Source organism: Actinomadura rayongensis (assembly GCF_009831215.1).
Taxonomy (GTDB): domain Bacteria; phylum Actinomycetota; class Actinomycetes; order Streptosporangiales; family Streptosporangiaceae; genus Spirillospora; species Spirillospora rayongensis.
In genome coordinates this window covers 274,577-294,145 of sequence record NZ_WUTW01000001.1, presented here as the reverse complement: position 1 = coordinate 294,145, position 19,569 = coordinate 274,577, and the positions used below count along the sequence as shown (strand labels likewise).

Sequence of the window (19,569 nt, the reverse complement as noted above, 5' to 3'; positions counted from 1 at the left end):
CCCGGACGCGTCAACATCCCCACTACGTTCCTGTGGCATGGACATCGAAGGTTTCCGTGCGCTTCGCTCGGACGTCGGACGGGACGTCCTGGCCGCGGCCTCGAACGCCGACGTGTCCGAATCCGGCCTGCTCGCCACGGCCGCCAAGCTCCGCGAGCTGTACCCGGCCGAACTGGTGTCCGCCGCGCTGACGCAGGTCCGGCTGCGCGAGCGGGCGCGGGCCAAGTTCGGCGCCGACGCCGACCGCATGTTCTTCACCCCGGACGGCCTGGAGCAGTCGACGCGCGCGGCCGTCGCCGTCCACCGGGCGCGCCGGTTCGCGGCGGTGCCCGGGCCGGTGCTGGACCTCGGCTGCGGCATCGGCGCGGACCTGCTGTACCGCGCCCGCGCCGGGATCGCCGGGACGGGCGTCGAACGCGACCCGCTGACCGCCGAGGTGGCCCGCGCGAACCTGGCCGCGTTCGGCGTCGCCGCGGCCGTCGTGACCGGGGACGCGACGCGCGCCGACCCGTCCGGCTTCGGCGCGGTGTTCGCCGACCCGGCGCGCCGGACGGCCCGGGGCCGCGTCTTCGATCCGCGCTCCTACGAACCGCCGCTGGACACCGTCCTGGAGCTGGCGGCGCGCGTCCCGGCGGCGTGCGTGAAGGTCGCGCCGGGCATTCCGCACGACGCGGTGCCGGACGGCGCGGAGGCCGAGTGGATCTCGGTCGGCGGCGAGGTGAAGGAAGCCGCGCTGTGGCTCGGCGGCCTGGCGGGCGGGACGGCGCGGCGGGCGACGCTGCTGCCGTCCGGCGCGACGCTGACCCCCGATCCCGCGCTCGGCGAGCCTTCGCAACGCGATTTCGGCCGCTTTCTCTACGAACCGGACGGCGCGGTGATCCGGGCGGGGCTCGTCGCGGAGGTCGCGGCGCTGGTCGGCGGCGGGCTCGCCGATCCGCGCATCGCCTACGTCACGTCCGACGAGGAGCACGCGACGCCGTTCGCGGCGGGCTACGCGATCGAGGACGTCCTGCCGTTCTCGCTCAAGCGGCTGCGCGCCGAGCTGCGGCGGCGCGGCGCCGGGGCGCTGACGCTCAAGAAGCGCGGCTCGGCCGTGGACGTGGACCGGCTGCGCCGCGACCTCGGCTTCGCCCGCCGCGCGCCGCGCGGGGCCGCGCCGGTGACGGTCGTGCTGACGCGGGTCGGGGACGCGCCGGTCGCGCTGATCGCCGCGCCGCTCGCGCCGGGACCCGCCGGGACGGCCTGACCCGCCCGCATCGAGGCCGAAGATCTTCGTGACCGTCCGGCGGGCCAAGCCGGGCCGGGCGGCGCGCCATGCCCGCGCAAATCCTTCCGCGCGTTCCGGTGGGGCGGTTCATGAATTCCGGGGCGGCGGCGGGAAACGGTTCCGGACGTCCCGGGAATGCGGTTCGGCCCGTCCCTACAGTGGGCCGCGCAGCCATTTCCGGCGCACGAAGGAGCAGCGGGTGGAAACCGATCACGCCGTCCCGCGCACGGCGGGCCAGCCGGTCGCGGACCGGATGCGGGAGCTGCTCGCCCGCACGGCGCGCGACCAGGTGTACGAGCAGCGGTCGCACGGCCAGGTGCTGGACGAGTTCCGGCAGCGGCTCGAAGGCATGGAATGGCTGCTGCGCGAAGTGCGGGACCGGGAGCTGGCCGCGCTCGCCGCGCAGGTCGAGGACGGGCTCGGCCGCGTGGACGAGGCCGCGCAGCGCGTCACGGACCTGGCGCGGCGCGTGGACCGGCTCCAGGGCGGCATGGAGGCGTCGTCGGTCCGCTTCAACCGGCTGGACAAGGCGCTCGCCGAGCAGGGCCACCGGGGCGACCGGCTGGAGCACGCCGTCGGCGAGGTGTCTGCGGCGGTCGACCGGTCCCTCGGCGATCTGGCGGGACGCGTCGAGAAGGGCCTGGACGCGGTGGCCGGGCGGCTGGAGGGCGTCGCCGGGCGCCTGGACGGCCTGGACGGGCGCCTCGCCGGGCTCACCGGCCGGCTCGACGGCGTGGACGGCCGGTTCACCGGGCTGGAGGCCACCGTCCGGGCGTCGGGCGACCCGACGGACGTCGTGCAGCGGCTCGCCGCGCTGGAGGAGACGGTCATCACGTTGGCCGAGGCGCTGCTGCGTCCGCGGCCCGACGGAAGGGAGTAACCGGGCAATTCAGCCGTCAAGTCCTGATTTCTCCGCTTTAATCCCCCGGCCATGACCGGCTTCGTCAGTCATTCACCGACGTGACGTGCTGCTCGTGACGTTCCGTCTTCGCAAAATCACTCCCCATGCCCGCCCGAATCCGTTTTGATGGTTCTCGTGACCCACTCGGACCCGTCCCGTCGCCCGCCGGGCAGGCGCACGCTCCGCTGGATCGAGGAATGCTGCGGTCTCGGCTCGACGGTGCGCGTGCTCCGGCCGCTGCCCGGCGGCGGGCACGTCAACCACGCGGTCGTCGTGGAGACGGGCGCGGGCTCGGTGCGCACGCTCGTCCTGCGCCGCTGGCCGCGTCCCGCCGACGAGGACGCGCACGCCATCGCCGCCGAGTTCTCCCCCGAGCGGGAGATCGCCGCGCTGACGCTGCTGGCGGGCAACGGAGTGGCCGCGCCGCCGCTCGTCGCCGCCGACCCGTCCGGCGCCTACACCGACGCGCCCGCGCTGCTGCTGGAGCGGCTGCCGGGCCACCCGCCCCGCCCGACCTCGAACGACCTGCCGGTCGTGCTGATCCAGACGGCGGCGGCGCTGCTGCCGATCCACGCGGTGCGCGGCGCGTCGTCCATGCCGCACTACGTCCCGCGCATCGCCGCCGAGGACGCCGCGCCGCCCCCGCGCGCGACGCGTCCGGACGTCTGGGAGCGCGCCGCCGAGATCGCGGCGGGCCGCGCCCCCGACGCGCCCGCGCGGTTCATCCACTGCGACTACCAGCCCGACAACACGCTCTGGGCGTTCGGCGCGCTGAGCGGCGTCGTGGACTGGTCGGAGGTGTCGTGCGGCCCGGCGGCGGTGGACGTCGCGGTGATGCGGCTGCACCTCGGGCTGCGCTACGGCCTGCCCGTCGCCGACCATTTCGTGGAGATCTTCGACCAGGTGTCGGGCGGGTACGTCCACGACCCGTACTGGGACGTCCGGGTCGCGCTGGACGCCCTGCCCTGCGGCGCCGACGTCCTGGACGAGGCGCACGTCATGCTGCACGAGGCGTTCCTCGGCGCGGCCCTCGCCCGGCTCGGCGCCGCCGCTACAGGCTGACGGTCTCGATCGGCAGGCTGGAGTCGGCGGGCAGGTCCAGCGCGGACGGCGCCAGCCCCGCCCCGACCAGCTCCGCGCCGAGCGCCGCGACCATCGCGCCGTTGTCGGTGCACAGCTTCGGCCGGGGGATCCGCAGCCGCACGCCCGCCGCGTCGCAGCGCTCCTGCGCCAGCGCCCGCAGCCGCGAGTTCGCCGCGACGCCGCCGCCGATCACGAGGTCCCGGACGCCGTTGTCCCGGCACACCTTGATCGCCTTGTGGGTGAGGACGTCCACGACGGCCTCCTGGAACGACGCGGCGACGTCGGCGACCGGCACCGGCTCCCCCGCCCGCTCGCGCGCCTCGACCCACCGCGCGACGGCCGTCTTCAGGCCGGAGAACGAGAAGTCGTAGGTGCCGTCGGCGTACTTGCCGCGCGGGAAAGTGATCGCGGCCGGGTCGCCCTCGCGGGCGGCGCGGTCGATGAGCGGGCCGCCGGGGAAGCCGAGGTCCAGCACGCGGGCGACCTTGTCGAACGCCTCGCCGGCCGCGTCGTCCACGGTCGCGCCGAGGGACCGGACGTCCGTCGCGACGTCCGGGACGAGCAGCAGCGACGAGTGCCCGCCCGACACCAGCAGCGCCACGCACGGTTTGGGCAGCCGGCCGTGTTCGAGCTGGTCGACCGCGACGTGCGCGGCGAGGTGGTGGACGCCGTACAGCGGCCGGCCGAGCGACAGCGCGTACGCCTTCGCGGCGGCGACCCCGACCATCAGCGCGCCGGGCAGCCCGGGCCCGGCGGTGACGGCAAACGCGTCCACGTCGGCGAGCGTCAGCCCCGCCCCGCGCAGCGCCCGCTCCACCGTCGGCGTCATCGCCTCCAGATGGGCGCGCGACGCGACCTCCGGGACGACGCCGCCGAACCGCGAGTGCTGCTCGACGCTGGAGGCGATCGACTCGCCGAGCAGCGTCGTCCCCCGGACGATCCCGACCCCGGTCTCGTCGCAGGACGTCTCGATGCCGAGCACGATCGGCTCCGAGTCGATGATCATGTTCCCCTCCGGCTGAACCCGACCGGCCCGCGCCGTCCCGCGCGGCGGCTCATCACGACGGCGTCCACGCCCGACGGCTGGTAGTACCCCCGCCGCAGCCCGATCCGCCGGAACCCGAACCGCTCATAGAGCCGCTGCGCGGGCGCGTTGTCCGCACGAACCTCAAGAAAAACGGCCTCGCACTCCCGCCGCTCGGCCTCGTCCAGCAGCGCTGTAAGCAACGCGGCCCCGATCCCCGCACCCCGCTGATCCGCCCGCACCCCGATCGTCTGCACGTCCCCCTGCCCGCCCGCCGCAGCAAGCCCGGCATACCCGACGATCTCCCCACCGACCTCGGCGACGAGGTAGTGCCGCGTCTCCGGCTGCCCGTCCAGCTCCGCCCGCAGCATCGCCGCCGACCACGCGTCCTCGGGAAACACCTCTTCCTCCAGCGCATGCACAGCGAACACATCCGCCTCCCGCATCCCCCGCAGAACAACGCTCACCGGGGGGTGACCTTCTTGCGGGGGCCGGGGGCGACGGCGTCGGGGCGGCGCAGGTAGAGCGGTTCGGGGGGCAGGAGTTCGGGGCCGGGGCGGCCGGACAGGCGCGTGATCACCAGGTCGGCGAGCGCCGTCGCGGACGGGCGCAGCGGGTCCGGCGCGGACGCGCCCGCGAGCACGTCCGAGTAGAGGACCGCGCCCTCGCCGAGCACGGGGAGGCCGTCGGGGGCGCCGTCCAGGACGTCGGCGGCGGGGCCGACGGACGGGCCGGTCACGCGGACGCCCGCCGACGCGTACCGCGCCCAGTAGACCTCTTTGCGGCGCGCGTCGGTGGCGACGGCGAACGGGGTCGTCCGGCCGGACGCCCAGGCGATCACGTCGAGCGTGCACACGCCGTGCACCGGCACGTGCAGCGCCTCGCCGAGCGACCGCGCGGTGACGAGCCCTACGCGCAGCCCGGTGTAGGGGCCGGGGCCGACGCCGACCGCGATCGCGCCGAGGTCGGCGGGCGCCGCGCCCGCCTCGGCCAGCACCCGCTGGACGGCCGGGGTCAGCAGCTCGGTGTGGCGGCGGGCGTCCACGGCCTCGGCCGACGCGCGGGCGCGGACCGCCGCGCCCGGAACCCACTCGTAGAGCGCGACGGTGACCGCCGCGGTGGCGGTGTCGAAAGCCAGGACCAGCACGAAGGGACAGCGTAGCCGAGCGGGGACGCGGGCCGTCCGCGCTCAGCGGGCGCCGAGTTCGCCGATCGCGGCGCGGGCGGCCTGCTCGGCGCCGGACACGACCTGCGCGGTGGCCAGCGGACGGCCCCGGTCGGTCCCGCCGTAGCGGACGGTCACGAGCACGTTCCCGACCCGGACGTTCGTCACCGCCGACGCCGACCCGTCCCCGGAGTCCTGGCTGGTGACGACGTAGTTGTCCTCGCCGAGCCCCCGGATCCGCGATGTGCCGGTGAGCCGCTGCCCGTCGACCAGGGAGCGGCCGGACTCGTCGGCCGTCCGCTCGGCCCGGAGCGTGGCGGCGGCCCGCGAGGCCGCCGAACCCCCGCCGGACGGGGCGATCGCGCGCAGCTCCACGGTCAGCAGGCGCTTGCGGTCGCCGGTGTAGACGCCCCAGACGCACTGGTTCTGCCGGTCGCTGGCCTGGTAGTTGTCGGCGGGCGTGCGGTCCGCGCCGGGCGCGAGCCGGCCCGCGAGGTCGGCCGGGAACACCGTGCAGGCGTCGGGCACGTCGGCGCGGTCGGCCCGGGCGAGCGGCGTGCGGGCGGCCACGCTGTCGCCGCCGACCCGGCCGTCGTCCAGGACGTGCGCGCCGGTCAGCAGAACGATCGCGGCGCCCGCGCAGGCGGCGATGCCGACCGCGACCCCGGCGATGACCGCGCCGCGCCCGCCGCGCCGCTGCCGACGGCGGCCCGCGACCCGGTGGCCGCCCGTGCCGGTGCGCCGCGTCTGCCGGGACGAGCGCGCCGCGTGCCGGGAGCCGCCCGTCGCCCGCGACGGGGACGACGGCGTGTGGTGAGGGCCGGACTCCTGCGCGCCGTACGGCCGTCCGTACGGACCGGAATCACCCGCGCCCTGGGGGCGCCGATCGTCCGCGCCGGAGTAGCCGCCGCGCTGGCCGCCGTTCACGCGTCCTCGCTCCCGCCGAGCAGCAAATCCTGCGATTTGTGCAGTCCAGCCATGTTCCGGCAAAGAGTACGACATGGACGGGAAACCTCATCACCCCGCGATGACAAGAATGCCCGGCGGATTTGTCACCCCGCGACGAAGAGACCCGCCCAGCGCTCCCCGACACCGGTCAGCCGGACCACACGCGCCTCGTCCGTCCCGGCGGGCCCGCGCTCGATCGTCACCTCCAGCCGGTCCTCGGCGAGCCCCTCGGCCAGCCCCTCGCCCCACTCCACGACCGTGACGGCGTCGGCGAGGGACGCGTCGAGGTCCAGGTCGTCCAGCTCGGCGACGCCGCCGAGGCGGTAGGCGTCGGCGTGGACGAGCGCGGGACCGTCCCCGAGCGACGGGTGCACCCGCGCGATCACGAACGTCGGCGACGTGATCGGCCCCCGCACGTTCAGCCCCTCGCCTATCCCCTGGGTGAGAGTCGTCTTGCCCGCGCCGAGGTCGCCGGTCAGGACGAGCAGGTCGCCCGCCCGCAGCAGCCCGGCCAGCCGGATCCCGAACGCCCGCATGTCGGCGGCGGTCGGGACCGCCACGACCTCCGTCACGTCCATCTCACGCACTCCGCTCCTTCGGCTCGGCGAGCAGCCGCTCGGCCAGCCGCCGCACCGCGCCGGTCACCGCGCCCGGGTACTCCAGCGGCAGCACGTGCCCGGCCTCCTCGATCTCGATCAGTTCCGCGTCCAGCGCCGCCGCGACCGCCCGGCCGTGCGCGGCGGGGGTGAACCGGTCCGCCCCGGCGACGAGCACCACCGCAGGACGGCCCGCGACGACCGGCAGCGCCGCCGTCTTGTCGTGGTCCATCAGCGTCGGGTAGAACTCGGCGATCACGTCGATCGGCGTGTTGCGGATCATCTGCTCCACGAAGTCCACCACGGACGGGCTGACGTACCGGTCCGCGAACGCCATCTTGCGCGTCACGAAGAACGCCAGGTCGGCGCCCGCGCCGCGCACCCGGTCCACGAGGTCGGCGCGGCGGCCGAGGCCGCGCAGCGTGCCCGGCGTGATCGGCCGCAGCAGCTTCGCCAGCACCAGCGGCAGCCCGAGCGTCATCTCCTTCAGGTCGCCCGCCGAGGTGTTGACCAGCACGACGCCCGCGACCAGCTCGGCGAACATCGCGGGATGCGCGGCGGCCAGGGCCATGATCGTCATCGTGCCCATCGAGTGCCCGACGAGCAGCACCCGGCTCCCGGACGACGGGACGGTCGCCGCGAGCACGGCCGCCAGGTCCTCGCCGGTCTGGTCGATCGTGGCCGACAGCGGGTCCGCGCGGCCCGACCGGCCGTGGCTGCGCTGGTCCCAGTAGACGAACCGGACGCCGTCGCCGAGCTGGCGCGGCAGGTCCCGCCGCTGGTAGTGCCAGGTGTGCAGGTTCAGGCAGTAGCCGTGGCAGAACACGATCGTGAGCGGCGCGTCGTCGGGGCCCTCGGCCTCGACGTGCAGCGGCAGCCCGTCCGGCGCGAGCACCGGCACCGGCGTGCCGCGCCGCAGGCCGAACTCCTCGGCCGCGTCCGGGTCGGGACGCAGCCGCACCCGGCCGACCGCGAGCCGCCGCAGCCCCACCGCGGCGCCGATCCCGGCGGCGCCGACGGCGCCGGCCACGCCGAGTCTCCGGCGGCGGCTCCCCGCCGCGCGCTTGCTAGCCATCGGTCCCTCCGACGTAGACACGGGGCACCCGGATCCCGACGCGGGTGACGATCTCGTACGAGATGGTGCCGAGCGCGTCCGCCCAGTCCTGCGCGGTCGGCTCGCCCCGATCGCCGGGTCCGAACAGGACCACCTCGTCGCCCGCCTCCAGGACATCGTCCCCGAGGTCGATGACGAACTGGTCCATGCACACGCGTCCGGCGATGCGGCGGCGGCGCCCGGCGGCGAGGACTTCCAGCAGGTTGGAGCCGTGCCGGGGCACGCCGTCGCCGTATCCGGCCGGGACGACCGCGAGATTCGTCTCACGCTCGGTCACGAAAGTATGGCCGTAGGACACCCCTGAGCCCGCCGGGACGCGCTTCACGAGCGCAGCCTCGGCCGTCAGCGTCATCGCGGGCCGCAACCCGAACCCGCCGCGCGCCGGAATCGGCGACAGTCCGTAGATCGCGATGCCCGGCCGGACGACGTCGAACCGCGCCTCCGGCAGCGTCAGCGTCGCCGCCGAGTTCGCCAGGTGCCGCACCAGCCGCCGCCCGGCCGCCTTCTCGGCGTGCCCGGCCATGTCGGTGAACGCGGTGAGCTGCCGGGCGATCGACGGGTGCCCCGGCTCGTCCGCGCAGGCGAAGTGCGACATCACGCCGACGACCTCGACCGTCCCCGCCGCCTCGGCCGCGAGCACCGCGTCGACCAGCGCGGCCCAGCCCTCCGGACCGGTGCCGCCGCGCGTCATGCCCGTGTCGGCCTTGAGGTGGACGCGGGCGGGACGGCCCGCGCGGGGCGCGGCGGCGGCCAGCTCGTCCAGCATCCACGCGGCGCCGACGACGAGGTCGACGTCCGCCGCGACCGCCTCGGCGTACGGCTCGCCCGGCACGCTCAGCCCGACCAGCACCGGCACGCCCGTCACCCCGGCGGCGCGCAGCGCCAGCGCCTCGGCGACCTTCGCGACGCCGAGCCAGGTCGCGCCGCCCGCCAGCGCCGCCCGCGCCACCGGGACGAGGCCGTGCCCGTACGCCTCGGCCTTGACCATCGCCATCACCTCGGCGCCCGCCGCGCGCTCGCGCAGCAGCGCCACGTTGCCGCGGACGGCGCCGAGGTCCACGCGCGCCTGTGCAGGACTGCTCATGGTCCCCAGTGTGCCGTCCGTACGGCCATGTCAAGACATGAAGGGGTTACCGTGTCGTCAGTCGAGGGTGCGGAACGCGTCCGGGAGAGCCCGCAGCACGTCCTCCGCGCTGATCGGCGCCTCCCGGCCCTCCCGCCCGGACGCCAGCCGCGCCGCGAGCCCGTGCAGGTACGCGCCCGCCGCCGCGGCCTCCAGCGCCGCCATCCCGCCCGCCAGCAGCGCGCCGACCAGGCCGGACAGGACGTCGCCGGTCCCGGCGGTCGCCAGCCACGCCGTTCCGGTCGGGTTGACGCGGACGGGCCGGTCCAGCTCGGCGACCAGCGTCGTCGACCCCTTGAGCAGCACGGTCGCGCCGAGTTCCTCGGCGGCGCGACGGGCGTGCTCCAGCCGCCGCGCCTCGATCGCGTCGCGGTCCACGCGCAGCAGCCGCGCCAGCTCGCCCGCGTGCGGGGTGAGGACGGTCGGCGCGTCCCGGCACAGCAGCTCGCGGCGCAGCTTGTCCGAGCGGGACACGGCGTTGAGGCCGTCGGCGTCCACGAGCACCGGGACGTCGGCCGTCAGGACCGCTCCCACCAGCGCCTCGGCCCGCTCCCCCGTCCCGAGGCCCGGCCCGACGACCCACGCCTGGACGCGGCCGATCCCGGCCAGCACGTCCGGCCCCGGCTCGACCACGCGCGTCACCGTCTCCGGCCAGCGCTGCCGCACCAGCTCCACCGCGTGCGCGTCGGACGCGAACCGCACCATCCCCGCGCCGCCGCGCACCGCGCCGCCCGCCGCGAGCACCGCCGCGCCCGGGAACGTGCCGCTGCCCGCGATGACGCCGACGACGCCGCGCCGGTACTTGTCGGACTCGGGTCCCGGCTCGGGCGGCCGGACGTCGTCGGGCCGCGCCGCCACCACGTCCGGGTCGGGCAGGTCCGCGCCGAGCCCGATGTCGACCAGCTCCACGACGCCGCAGTGCGCCGCGCCCGGGTCGATGATCAGGCCGGGCTTGTGCGTGCCGAACGTGACGGTCACGTCCGCGTGGACGGCCGTGCCCGCGACCGCGCCGGTGCTGGCGTCCACGCCGCTCGGGACGTCGCAGGCCACGAGCGTCGCGGGCGCCGCCGACGCGCGCCGGGCCAGCGTCGCGTGCGGCTCGCGCAGCCCGCCGGACCCGCCGATGCCGGTCAGCCCGTCGATCACGAGGTCGGCGGTGTCGATCTCGCCGAGCGCGTCGGGGGGCAGGAGCCGTCCGCCCGCCGCGCGCAGCGCCGCCGCCCCGCCCTCGTGCACCGACGACCCCGCCCGCAGCGCCACCACCCGCGCGCCGCGCCGCGCCAGCAGCGCGCCCGCGTAGAGCGTGTCGCCGCCGTTGGCGCCGCCGCCGACGAGCAGCACCACCCGCGCGCCGTAGACCCGCGGCAGCAGCCGGGCGCACACCGCCGCGAGGCCCGCCGCCGCGCGCGCCATCAGCGTGCCGTCCGGCAGCCGCGCCATCAGGGCCTGCTCCGCCGCGCGGACCTTGTCCACCTCGTGCGCGTACCGCATCGCCTACCCCGCTCCCTGTTCCCGCGCCTCGGCGATCACGACCGCCGTGGCGATGCCGCCGTCGTGGCTGAGCGAGACGTGCCAGTCCGTCACGCCGCGTTCGGCCGCCGCCGCCGCGACCGTGCCGGTGACGCGCAGGACGGGCCGGCCGCCGGCCTCCCTGCGGATCTCGGCGTCGGTCCAGCGCAGCCCGCCGGGCGCGCCGAGGGCCTTGGCGAGCGCCTCCTTCGCGGCGAACCTGGCGGCCAGCGACCGGACCGGCAGCACGCGCTCGTCCGCGGTGAACAGGCGCGCGAGCAGGCCGGGCGTCCGCCGCACGGACGCCTCGAACCGCGCGATGTCCGCCACGTCGATGCCCACTCCCACGATCACATACCCAGGGTGCCACGATGATCACGTCCGCCACGGGGTTACTCGGGCGTCACGGTCATCGAGACCGTTCCCGGACGGTCCCGGACGCGCACTGGCCGCGTACCCGCCGGTGCGCTACGGTCGATTTCGCCTGCAATTTTCACCGCAGAGATCGGCAGCGATGAGTTCGTCCCGCGGTCCCACCGTCCGCCAACGGCGGCTCGGCATCGAGCTGCGGCGGTTGCGGGAGGCGCGCTCGCTCACCGGGGACGAGGTCGCCGTCCGGCTGTCGTGGTCGACGGCGAAGGTGAGCCGGCTGGAGAACGCCCGCACCGGGGCGCGCGTCGGGGACGTCGCCGCGCTGCTGGAGCTGTACGGCGTCGCGGGCGCGCAGCGGGACGAGCTGATGACGCTCGCCGAGGACGCCGCCGAGAAGGGCTGGTGGGAGGACTTCCCGTCCATCGGCGCCGACTACGCCCAGCTCATCGCGCTGGAGGCGGACGCGAGCCGGGCGTACTGCTGGGAGAACCTCGTCGTCCCCGGCCTGCTGCAGACCGAGGCGTACGCCCGCGCGGTGATCCGGGGCTGGGAGGTCGTCGCGACGATCCCGCCCGCCGAGCTGGAACGGCTCACACAGGTGCGGATGCTGCGCCAGCAGGTGCTGCGCGGGCCGCGCCCGCTCGCGCTGGACGTCGTGCTGGACGAGTCGGTGCTGCGCCGCCGCATCCACGGGCCCGCGGTGATGGCCGAGCAGATCGAGCACCTGGCGCGGGCCGCGCGCGAGCGGCACGTGTCGCTGCGGGTGCTGCCGCTGGACCGCGACCACCGCATCCTCGGCTCGTCGTTCACGCTCCTGGAATTCGCGGACCAGTATTATGTTCCGTTCCCCGACGTGGTCCACACCGAAAGTCTCACGTTCAGTTACCTGACGAGTGAGGCCGAGACCCATCGTTACCGGCTCGCTTACGAACGCATGAGCGCCGAGGCGCTCGACGCGCGGGACTCGCTCGAAGTGCTGGCCGAAATGACGGAATGGTGGCGCCGGGCGGACTGAGCGGCACAGCTCACATCTTGCCCGCGCAGCGCGGAAGACCTGCGGTCGCCTGATAAAGTTCAAGCACCTAATCCGCCTTTTGGATGTTCCGTTTGCGGGAACGTCCGGCCCGGAATTGAGAATTTCAGCGCGCTGCGCTGTGGCGGATAAATCAGACAAAACCGACGGAGTACTCTCATGGCCCAGACGACCACACAGACGACCATCTGGCGTAAGAGCGTCCGCTGCGGCGGCAGCGCGACCTGTGTCGAGGTGGCCGCCCTCGGCGCCGGCCTGGTCGGCGCGCGCGACAGCAAGCGGGGACCGGACGCGCCGGCCCTCGCGGTGCGGCCCGCGGGCTGGGCGTCCTTCGTGTCCAGCGTCCGCGCGGGCGCCTTCGACCTCTGATCCCGTGCCATCGGACGTCCGGGTGACGACCTCGCCGGGACGCTCCGCCGGGCCCTCGTCCCGCCGCGCCACGAGCCGCGGCGCCCGAGGCCCCGACATTTCAGATCAACCGCATTGATTTCCACTGAACACGGGTACAACCTCCTCCGGCAATGACGCCGCCTTCTTTCGCGCCGAACCGAACGAGGAGATGGGATGCGCGAAGAACAGCCGTCCCCGGTCCGTTGGCTCACGAGCAGTCGTTGTGGGGCAAGTCACACTTGTGTCGCCGTAGCGCGACTTTTTCCTATCCCCGGCGTGGGCGTCCGTGATACGGCGGAGACAGAAACCGCGACGGCCCTCTTCCTCACCCCGAACACCTGGAATACGTTCCTGACCAGCGTCAGGAACGGCGACTACGACCACCGGGCGTAAAAAAGCAGCGCTCCTGTTCCGGCGGCCGTACCACCGGAACAGGAGCGTCCGTCCTATTCGACCGTGACCGACTTCGCCAGGTTGCGGGGCTGGTCCACGTCGTGGCCCTTCGCGGTGGCCAGCTCGCACGCGAACACCTGCAGCGGCACCGTCGTCACGAGCGGCTGCAGCAGCGTCGGCACCGCCGGGACGCTGATCAGCGTGTCGGCGTAGGGCAGCACCGAGTCGTCGCCCTCCTCGGCGATCACGATCGTCCGGGCGCCCCGGGCGCGGATCTCCTGGATGTTCGACACGATCTTGTCGTGCAGCACCTCGCGGGCGCGGGGCGGCACCACCACCACGACCGGCAGGTCCTGCTCGATCAGCGCGATCGGCCCGTGCTTCAGCTCGCCCGCCGCGAAGCCCTCCGCGTGCATGTACGCCAGCTCCTTGAGCTTCAGCGCGCCCTCCATCGCGACCGGGAACCCGACGTGCCGCCCGAGGAACAGGACGCAGTGCTGGTCCGCCAGGGACCGTGCCAGCGCCCGCACCGGCTCCATCGTCTCCAGCACCTTGTCCACCTTGTCCGGCATCTCCGCCAGCAGGTGGACCATGTCGGTGACCTCGTCGCCCCACTTCGTCCCCCGGACCTGCCCGAGGTACAGCGCGATGAGGTAGACCGCGACGAGCTGCGTCAGGAACGCCTTCGTGGACGCCACCGCGATCTCCGGCCCGGCGTGCGTGTACAGCACCCCGTCGCACTCGCGCGGCAGCGTCGACCCGTTCACATTGCAGATTCCGAGCACCCGCGCCCGCTGCTCCCGTGCGTGCCGGACGGCCATCAGCGTGTCCATCGTCTCGCCCGACTGGGAGATCGCGATGACGAGCGTCGACCGGCTGAGGATCGGGTCGCGGTAGCGGAACTCGTGCGCCAGCTCCACCTCGCACGGCAGCCCCGCCCAGTGCTCGATCGCGTACTTGGCGATCAGGCCCGCGTGGTAGGCCGTTCCGCACGCCACGATCACGACCTTGTCGATGTCGCGGAGCGCGGCGTCGGGGATGCGCATCTCGTCCAGCGACAGCCGGCCGCCCGCGCCGATCCGGCCGAGCAGCGTGTCGGCGACCGCGCGCGGCTGCTCGGCGATCTCCTTGAGCATGAAGTAGTCGTAGCCGCCCTTCTCGGCGGCCGACACGTCCCAGTCGACGTGGTACTCGGTGACCTCGGCGGGACGGCCGTCGAAGTCGGTGACCGTCACGCCGTCCGCGCGCAGCTCCACGACCTGGTCCTGGCCCAGCTCGATCGCGTCGCGGGTGTGGGCGATGAACGCGGCCACGTCGCTGGCGAGGAAGTTCTCGCCCTGCCCGACGCCGACGACCAGCGGCGAGTTGCGGCGCGCCCCGACGACCAGGTCCGGCTCGTCGGCCGACATCACGACCAGCGTGAACGCGCCGTCCAGCCGGCGGCACACGGTGCGCAGCGCGGCGGCCAGGCCCGCGCCGGACTTCAGCTCGTCCTCCAGCAGGTGCGCGACGGCCTCGGTGTCGGTCTCGGACCGCAGCTTGTGCCCGGCCTCCTCCAGCTCCGCCCGCAGCGCCGCGAAGTTCTCGATGATGCCGTTGTGGATGACCGCGACGCGCCCCGAGCAGTCGGTGTGGGGGTGCGCGTTGTGGTCGTTCGGCGCACCGTGCGTCGCCCACCGCGTGTGCCCCATCCCGACCGTCCCCGCGGGCGGCGGTTCCTCCTCCAGCGCCTTCCGCAGGTTGACGAGCTTGCCCGCCCGCTTCGCCGTCGCCAGCCCCCCGCCGGTGAGCAGCGCCACGCCGGCCGAGTCGTACCCCCGGTACTCCAGCCGCGCCAGGCCCTCGACCACGACGTCCAGTGCCGGCTGCCCGCCGACGTAGCCCACGATTCCGCACATGACGGCCAGCCTATGCAATCTCCCCGCCACCACCAACGCCCGCCCCCGTCCGGTGCCGGACGGGGACGGCGCCCGCGTCAAGCCAAGGTGAACGGCGGGAAGCGGCCGGGTGAAGCGGGCGTCACTCGGCGCCGGTGATGGTCAGGGAGCGGAGGCGGGTGATGCCGAGGGCCGCGCCGCCGAGGGCGGCGGCGAGCAGGAGCGGGACGGCGGCGGCGAGCTTCACCGTCGCGTCCACCTGGGACGCCGAGGTCAGCGCGTCCGCCACGGCCAGCGCCCACTGCTGCACGGAGGCGGCGCCCGCGCCGGGGGCGAAGTTGCCGAGCAGCGATTCCCAGATCAGTGCGTAGAGCAGGCCGATCGTCACGGCGTTGCGGCTGAAGACCGCCAGTGCCGTGAAGACCGGTGTGTAGGCGCACGCGCCGACCAGCAGGGCCGCGCCGAACGCGGGGGCGACGTTCGCGGTCGTTCCGGTGAGGATCAGGCCCGCCAGCAGGCCCGGGACCACCGCGAACGCCAGGACGAGCGACAGCGCCACGGCCAGTTTGGTGAGCAGGACCGTCCGGCGCGGGATCGGCTTGGTCAGGACGTACATGATCTGCCCGTCGTCGATCTCCGGGCCGATCACGCCGGTGCCCGCGATCAGGGCCAGCAGCGGCAGGATCGTCCCCACCGCGAGCTTCTCCAGCACCTGGACGGACGTGTCCAGATCGTCCCCGCCCGTGGCCCGCAGCACCACCGCGAGGACGAGCAGCAGCAGCGGCAGGGCGAGCAGCAGCAGGGCCCGCCGCCGCCCCAGCATCGCGCGGTACGTCATGGCCGCGATCGTCGCGTTCATCGCTTTTCCACCAGGTAGGAGAAGACGCTTTCGAGGGATTCGTCGGACGGGGCGACCTCCCACAGCCGGACGCCCGCGTCGCGGGCCACCCGGGGCAGGAGCCAGGTGAAGCGGGCGAAGTCGACCGCCTCGACCTCCAGGCCCTCCTTGCCGAGCCGGACGCTGCGGGCCGCGCCGTCGCCGATGATCGACGCCGCGAGCGCCCGGTCGTCCGACGACCGGACGAGGAACAGGTGCGGCCGGTCGGTCATCAGCCGCCGGATCTCGCGGAAGTCCCCGGACGCCGCGTGCCGCCCGGAGACGATCACCTCGATGTGCCCGGCGAGCCGTTCGACCTCCTCCAGGATGTGGGACGAGAACAGGATCGTCCGGCCCTCGGCGGCCATCGCGCGGATGAGGTCCATGAGCTGGAGCCGCTGGCGCGGGTCCATGCCGTTGAACGGCTCGTCCAGCAGCAGCACCGGCGGGTCGTGGACGAGCGCCGACGCCATCTTGATCCGCTGCTTCATGCCCTTGGAATAGGTGCCGATCGCGCGGTCGGCGGCGGGCGCCATCTCCACCCGGCCGAGCGCCCGCTCCGCCGCCGCGCGCGGGTCGGGCAGCTTGTGCAGCTTGGCCATCGCGAGGACGAACTGCCGCCCGGTGAGGAAGTCGTACGCCGTCTCGGGCTCGGGGACGAGCCCGAGCTTGCGGTACACGCCCTGGTTGTGCCAGATCGGCTCGCCGTCCAGCAGGACCGTCCCCGACGACGGCGCGAGGAACCCGCCCATCATGTGGATGAGCGTGGACTTGCCCGCCCCGTTCGGCCCGAGCAGCCCGGTCACCCCCGGCCCGATCGTCATCGTCACGCCGTTGACCGCGACGACGTTCCCGTACCACCGGGAAACACCCGTCAGTTCCAAGACGCTCATGAGAGCCCCGCCTTCCGGAAGCGGCGGTACAGGACGGCGACGGCGCCCCCCACCAGGGCCGCGCAGAGGAGCAGGGCGAGGACGCCGGAGATGAAGCCGTCCGGCACGGCCTCGGCCGTCCGTTCCGCGCCGAGCAGCCGCACCTGCACGATGTCGACCAGGTTGAAGGGGGCGAAGTACCCGGCGTTGCCCGCGAGCGAGAAGTTCGTCCGGAACTCGGCGATGTTCTGCACCAGCAGCACGACCGCGCTGGACAGCAGGAACACCGCGATCACCGCCGCCACCCCGAACCCGCGACGCGGCGTCAGCACCGCCACCGCCATCCCGAGCGCCCCGATGACCAGCGCGAACAGCGCGCAGCCGACCAGCGCCAGCAGGAACTCGCGCAGGTGCGTCAGCGGATGCGGCACCTTCGCGATGAGACCGCCGACGTACAGGACGACCACCGGTACGGCCGTCATCGTCAGCAGCGCCGTGACCATCGCCGCGAACTTGGCGAGGACGAACGGCAGCGGCGCGATCGGCCGCGAGAAGTACAGCGGCACCACATGGAACCGCAGCTCCCGCGACGCGAGCACCGGCGCCTGCGACGCCACGAAGATCGACACGACGACCTGGAGGTAGATCGCGTAGGCGGAGTAGCGCATCAGCACCTCCGCCCGGTCCGTGAGCAGGACGGCCCCGACGTCCATGAACGCGGGCGCGACCATCACCGCCGCGAGCAGGAACGGCATGACCTTCGCCCGCGCGGGCCGCCCGAGCCCCCACACGGCGCGCACATTGTGGACGTACAGGGACCGGACGAGATAACCGCGCCCCAGCCGGGGCCCGTCGTACCGCCGGTACCCGATGTCATGGATCGTGCTGGTGCTCATGAGGTGAACACGTCCTCGATGTGGTGGCGGCGCTGCTCCAGCCGGACGAGGTGCAGCCCGAGGTCGGCGACGCCGTCGCGGATCAGGTCGTAGGTCCGCTCGCCCGCGATGTCCACGACGAGCACCCGCCCCTCCGGACGGACCGCGACGCCCTGCGCGTGCAGGTGCTCGCCGAGCGCGTCCCGGCCGTCCTGCACCTCGACGGTCAGGACGCCGCTCACGGCGGTGAACGACTCCACGGCCTGCGACCGCAGCAGCTTGCCGCCGTCGATGATCACGACGTGGTCGCAGACGCGCTCCAGCTCGCCGAGCAGGTGCGACGTGACGAGCACGCTGATGCCGAACTCCGACCCGATCCGCCGGATCAGCGCGAGCATCTCGTCGCGGCCGGCCGGGTCCAGCCCGTTGGTGGGCTCGTCCAGGAACACGAGCTGCGGGTCGTGCACGAGCGCCTGCGCCAGCTTGACCTTCTGCTTCATGCCGGTCGAGTAGCCGCCGATCGGCCGGTACCGCTCCTCGTACAGCCCGACGTGCCGCAGAACGTCGGCGGCGCGCTCGCGGGCGGCGGGCGGCGGCAGCCCGCACATCCGGGCCATGTGGACGACGAACTCGGTCGCGGACACGTCCGGCGGCAGGCAGTCGTACTCGGGCATGAACCCGACGCGCTCGCGGATGGCCGCGCCCTCGCGGGCGATGTCGAGGCCGAGCACCGACGCCCGGCCCTCGGTCGGCGGCAGCAGCCCGAGCAGGATCTTGATGAGCGTGGACTTGCCCGCGCCGTTGGCCCCGACCAGCCCGACGACGCCCGCCTCGACGGACACGTCGAGACGGTCCAGCGCGGTCACCCGGGGGAACCGCATCGTCAGGCCCTGCGCGGCGATGATCGGCATGGCTCGAACCTAACGCCTCGCACGGCCCCGCTGCGTCCCCCGTTCGGCGGAACGCGGGGTCGCCCGCACGGATGACCGTCCTGCGCCTTCCGGCTGACCCGCGCCGCCCACCGCGCGCCGGGGATACGGCAGGGTATCCCGTGCGCCACGACGTTCTCCGGCGTCTCATGACGCGCCCCGCCCCCGGGAACGCATTCCTCTAATCGAAGGTGGTGAGCATGGCGACGGAAACGCTCAAACGCGGCACGATCGCCGCGGTGGCCGCGGTGACCGCGCTGGCGGCGGGCTGTACCAACGGTTCGGGCACCGGCGAGCCGGCGGCACGCGGCGGCACGCCGTCCGCGTCGTCGGACTGGAAGCCCTCGAAGAGCCAGGTCACGGACGCCGAGGCCAAGCTGAAGGGTCTGAAGATCAAGCCGCAGGGCGGCCACGACGGCTACTCGCGCGCCAAGTTCGGGATCCGCTGGAAGGACACCGACCACAACGGCTGCGACCAGCGCAACGACGTCCTCGCCCGGGACCTGACGAACGTCAAGCGCGACGGGTCGTGCAAGGTGCTGTCGGGACGCCTCAAGGACCCCTACAGCGGCCGGACGATCGAGTTCACCAAGGCCAAGGCGTCCGAGGTGCAGATCGACCACGTCTACCCGCTCGCGCTGGCCTGGCGGATGGGCGCCTCGGGCTGGCCCGCCGACCGGCGGCAGGAGTACGCCAACGACCCGAGCAACCTCCTGGCCGTCTGGGGTCCACCGAACCGGGACAAGAGCGACAAGGGCCCCGGCGAGTGGAAGCCGCAGCAGGCGTACCAGTGCATGTACGGCGTCAAGTACGTCGGCATCGCCGACAAGTACGGCCTGCCCGTCACCCAGGCCGACCACGACGCCCTCAAGGGGTTCCTCGACCGCTGCTGACCCTCACTAGGGTGGAGGTCATGAGCGAGAACGCGGAAGGTCAGGACGAGGAGCGGCCGGCGGTCCGCACGGAGCGGGCCGTCGGCGCGCGCGCCACGGGCGCCGAGGTGACCGGCGCGACCGCGACCGGGGTGGCGCTGCGCGTCGGCACCGGCCTCGGCTCCCTCGCGATCGGCTCGCTGGTGCTCGGCGCGGTCGCGTTCGGCGCGGTCGCGATCGGGCGGCTGACCGTCCGGCGCGCCGTGGTCGGCGCGCTGGAGGCCGGCACCGTCGAGATCGAGCACCTGCGCATCGGCAAACTGGAGATCACCGAACGCTGACGCGGCGG

Annotated in this window: 22 protein-coding genes; 8 read left to right on the top strand and 14 right to left on the bottom strand. The window is 74.1% G+C overall.

Annotated elements, in window-relative coordinates; translation table 11 throughout:
• Positions 1 to 37 precede the first annotated feature (37 nt).
• The 3 genes from GQ466_RS01435 to GQ466_RS01425 all read left to right on the top strand — a co-directional run bounded on the left by GQ466_RS01435 (position 38) and on the right by GQ466_RS01425 (position 3,230).
• On the top strand, positions 38 to 1,246 hold the full coding sequence (locus GQ466_RS01435; RefSeq protein WP_161100949.1) for a THUMP-like domain-containing protein: 1,209 nt from the start codon (positions 38 to 40) through the stop codon (positions 1,244 to 1,246).
• A 220-nt stretch (positions 1,247 to 1,466) separates the two neighbouring features.
• Positions 1,467 to 2,147, top strand: a complete 681-nt coding sequence (locus tag GQ466_RS01430; protein WP_202419915.1) for a hypothetical protein — start codon at positions 1,467 to 1,469, stop codon at positions 2,145 to 2,147.
• Positions 2,148 to 2,303: 156 nt separating this feature from the next.
• On the top strand, positions 2,304 to 3,230 hold the full coding sequence (locus GQ466_RS01425) for a phosphotransferase (RefSeq protein WP_161100948.1): 927 nt from the start codon (positions 2,304 to 2,306) through the stop codon (positions 3,228 to 3,230).
• On the opposite strand, the gene tsaD is transcribed toward GQ466_RS01425, so the two are convergent.
• From tsaD to GQ466_RS01380, 9 genes are all read right to left on the bottom strand, one after another.
• Positions 3,220 to 4,257, bottom strand: a complete 1,038-nt coding sequence (tsaD, locus tag GQ466_RS01420; protein ID WP_161100947.1) for a tRNA (adenosine(37)-N6)-threonylcarbamoyltransferase complex transferase subunit TsaD — start codon at positions 4,255 to 4,257, stop codon at positions 3,220 to 3,222. The genes GQ466_RS01425 and tsaD overlap by 11 nt on opposite strands.
• Entirely contained in the window at positions 4,254 to 4,721 is a 468-nt protein-coding gene (rimI, locus tag GQ466_RS01415; RefSeq protein WP_161102325.1) for a ribosomal protein S18-alanine N-acetyltransferase, read from the bottom strand. Before rimI ends, tsaD begins: the two co-directional genes overlap by 4 nt.
• A gap of 17 nt (positions 4,722 to 4,738) precedes the next feature.
• Positions 4,739 to 5,422, bottom strand: coding sequence for a tRNA (adenosine(37)-N6)-threonylcarbamoyltransferase complex dimerization subunit type 1 TsaB (gene tsaB / locus GQ466_RS01410; RefSeq protein WP_161100946.1), 684 nt, complete (start codon positions 5,420 to 5,422; stop codon positions 4,739 to 4,741).
• A gap of 42 nt (positions 5,423 to 5,464) precedes the next feature.
• A complete protein-coding gene (locus GQ466_RS01405) occupies positions 5,465 to 6,367 on the bottom strand; it encodes a hypothetical protein (protein ID WP_161100945.1) in 903 nt (300 codons plus the stop codon).
• Positions 6,368 to 6,492: 125 nt separating this feature from the next.
• Positions 6,493 to 6,966 carry a tRNA (adenosine(37)-N6)-threonylcarbamoyltransferase complex ATPase subunit type 1 TsaE gene (gene tsaE / locus GQ466_RS01400; protein WP_161102324.1) on the bottom strand — a complete coding sequence of 158 codons (474 nt, stop codon included), beginning with the start codon at positions 6,964 to 6,966 and terminating at the stop codon, positions 6,493 to 6,495.
• Position 6,967: 1 nt separating this feature from the next.
• Positions 6,968 to 8,059 (bottom strand): alpha/beta fold hydrolase, encoded by a 1,092-nt coding sequence (locus GQ466_RS01395; protein WP_161100944.1) that lies wholly within the window; start codon positions 8,057 to 8,059, stop codon positions 6,968 to 6,970.
• Positions 8,052 to 9,182 carry an alanine racemase gene (alr, locus tag GQ466_RS01390; RefSeq protein ID WP_161100943.1) on the bottom strand — a complete coding sequence of 377 codons (1,131 nt, stop codon included), beginning with the start codon at positions 9,180 to 9,182 and terminating at the stop codon, positions 8,052 to 8,054. Before alr ends, GQ466_RS01395 begins: the two co-directional genes overlap by 8 nt.
• A gap of 57 nt (positions 9,183 to 9,239) precedes the next feature.
• Positions 9,240 to 10,712, bottom strand: coding sequence for an NAD(P)H-hydrate dehydratase (locus tag GQ466_RS01385; protein ID WP_161100942.1), 1,473 nt, complete (start codon positions 10,710 to 10,712; stop codon positions 9,240 to 9,242).
• Positions 10,713 to 10,715: 3 nt separating this feature from the next.
• A complete protein-coding gene (locus GQ466_RS01380; RefSeq protein ID WP_161100941.1) occupies positions 10,716 to 11,084 on the bottom strand; it encodes a holo-ACP synthase in 369 nt (122 codons plus the stop codon).
• A 160-nt stretch (positions 11,085 to 11,244) separates the two neighbouring features.
• On the opposite strand from GQ466_RS01380, the gene GQ466_RS01375 reads away from it, so the two are divergent.
• From GQ466_RS01375 to GQ466_RS01365, 3 genes are all read left to right on the top strand, one after another.
• A complete protein-coding gene (locus tag GQ466_RS01375; RefSeq protein ID WP_161100940.1) occupies positions 11,245 to 12,117 on the top strand; it encodes a helix-turn-helix domain-containing protein in 873 nt (290 codons plus the stop codon).
• 177 nt (positions 12,118 to 12,294) lie between these two features.
• Positions 12,295 to 12,504: a DUF397 domain-containing protein gene (locus tag GQ466_RS01370; RefSeq protein ID WP_161100939.1), complete on the top strand. Its 210-nt coding sequence runs from the start codon at positions 12,295 to 12,297 to the stop codon at positions 12,502 to 12,504.
• A 195-nt stretch (positions 12,505 to 12,699) separates the two neighbouring features.
• Positions 12,700 to 12,918, top strand: a complete 219-nt coding sequence (locus GQ466_RS01365) for a DUF397 domain-containing protein (protein ID WP_161100938.1) — start codon at positions 12,700 to 12,702, stop codon at positions 12,916 to 12,918.
• Between the two features lie 53 nt (positions 12,919 to 12,971).
• On the opposite strand, the gene glmS is transcribed toward GQ466_RS01365, so the two are convergent.
• From glmS to GQ466_RS01340, 5 genes are all read right to left on the bottom strand, one after another.
• Positions 12,972 to 14,816, bottom strand: a complete 1,845-nt coding sequence (gene glmS / locus GQ466_RS01360; RefSeq protein ID WP_161100937.1) for a glutamine--fructose-6-phosphate transaminase (isomerizing) — start codon at positions 14,814 to 14,816, stop codon at positions 12,972 to 12,974.
• A 121-nt stretch (positions 14,817 to 14,937) separates the two neighbouring features.
• Positions 14,938 to 15,654, bottom strand: coding sequence for an ABC transporter permease (locus GQ466_RS01355; protein ID WP_161100936.1), 717 nt, complete (start codon positions 15,652 to 15,654; stop codon positions 14,938 to 14,940).
• Positions 15,651 to 16,565, bottom strand: a complete 915-nt coding sequence (locus GQ466_RS01350) for an ABC transporter ATP-binding protein (protein WP_161100935.1) — start codon at positions 16,563 to 16,565, stop codon at positions 15,651 to 15,653. Before GQ466_RS01350 ends, GQ466_RS01355 begins: the two co-directional genes overlap by 4 nt.
• Positions 16,562 to 17,440, bottom strand: coding sequence for an ABC transporter permease (locus GQ466_RS01345; protein ID WP_161100934.1), 879 nt, complete (start codon positions 17,438 to 17,440; stop codon positions 16,562 to 16,564). The genes GQ466_RS01350 and GQ466_RS01345 overlap by 4 nt, the downstream gene beginning before the upstream one ends.
• Positions 17,437 to 18,330, bottom strand: coding sequence for an ABC transporter ATP-binding protein (locus GQ466_RS01340; protein ID WP_202419913.1), 894 nt, complete (start codon positions 18,328 to 18,330; stop codon positions 17,437 to 17,439). The genes GQ466_RS01345 and GQ466_RS01340 overlap by 4 nt, the downstream gene beginning before the upstream one ends.
• Positions 18,331 to 18,548: 218 nt before the next feature.
• Here GQ466_RS01340 and GQ466_RS01335 point away from each other — a divergent pair, with 218 nt between their 5' ends.
• On the top strand, positions 18,549 to 19,241 hold the full coding sequence (locus GQ466_RS01335; RefSeq protein WP_161100933.1) for an HNH endonuclease family protein: 693 nt from the start codon (positions 18,549 to 18,551) through the stop codon (positions 19,239 to 19,241).
• A gap of 20 nt (positions 19,242 to 19,261) precedes the next feature.
• The gene (locus GQ466_RS01330) at positions 19,262 to 19,561 is read left to right on the top strand and encodes a hypothetical protein (RefSeq protein ID WP_161100932.1); all 300 of its coding nucleotides are present in this window, start codon (positions 19,262 to 19,264) and stop codon (positions 19,559 to 19,561) included.
• The last annotated feature ends 8 nt before the right edge of the window (positions 19,562 to 19,569 follow it).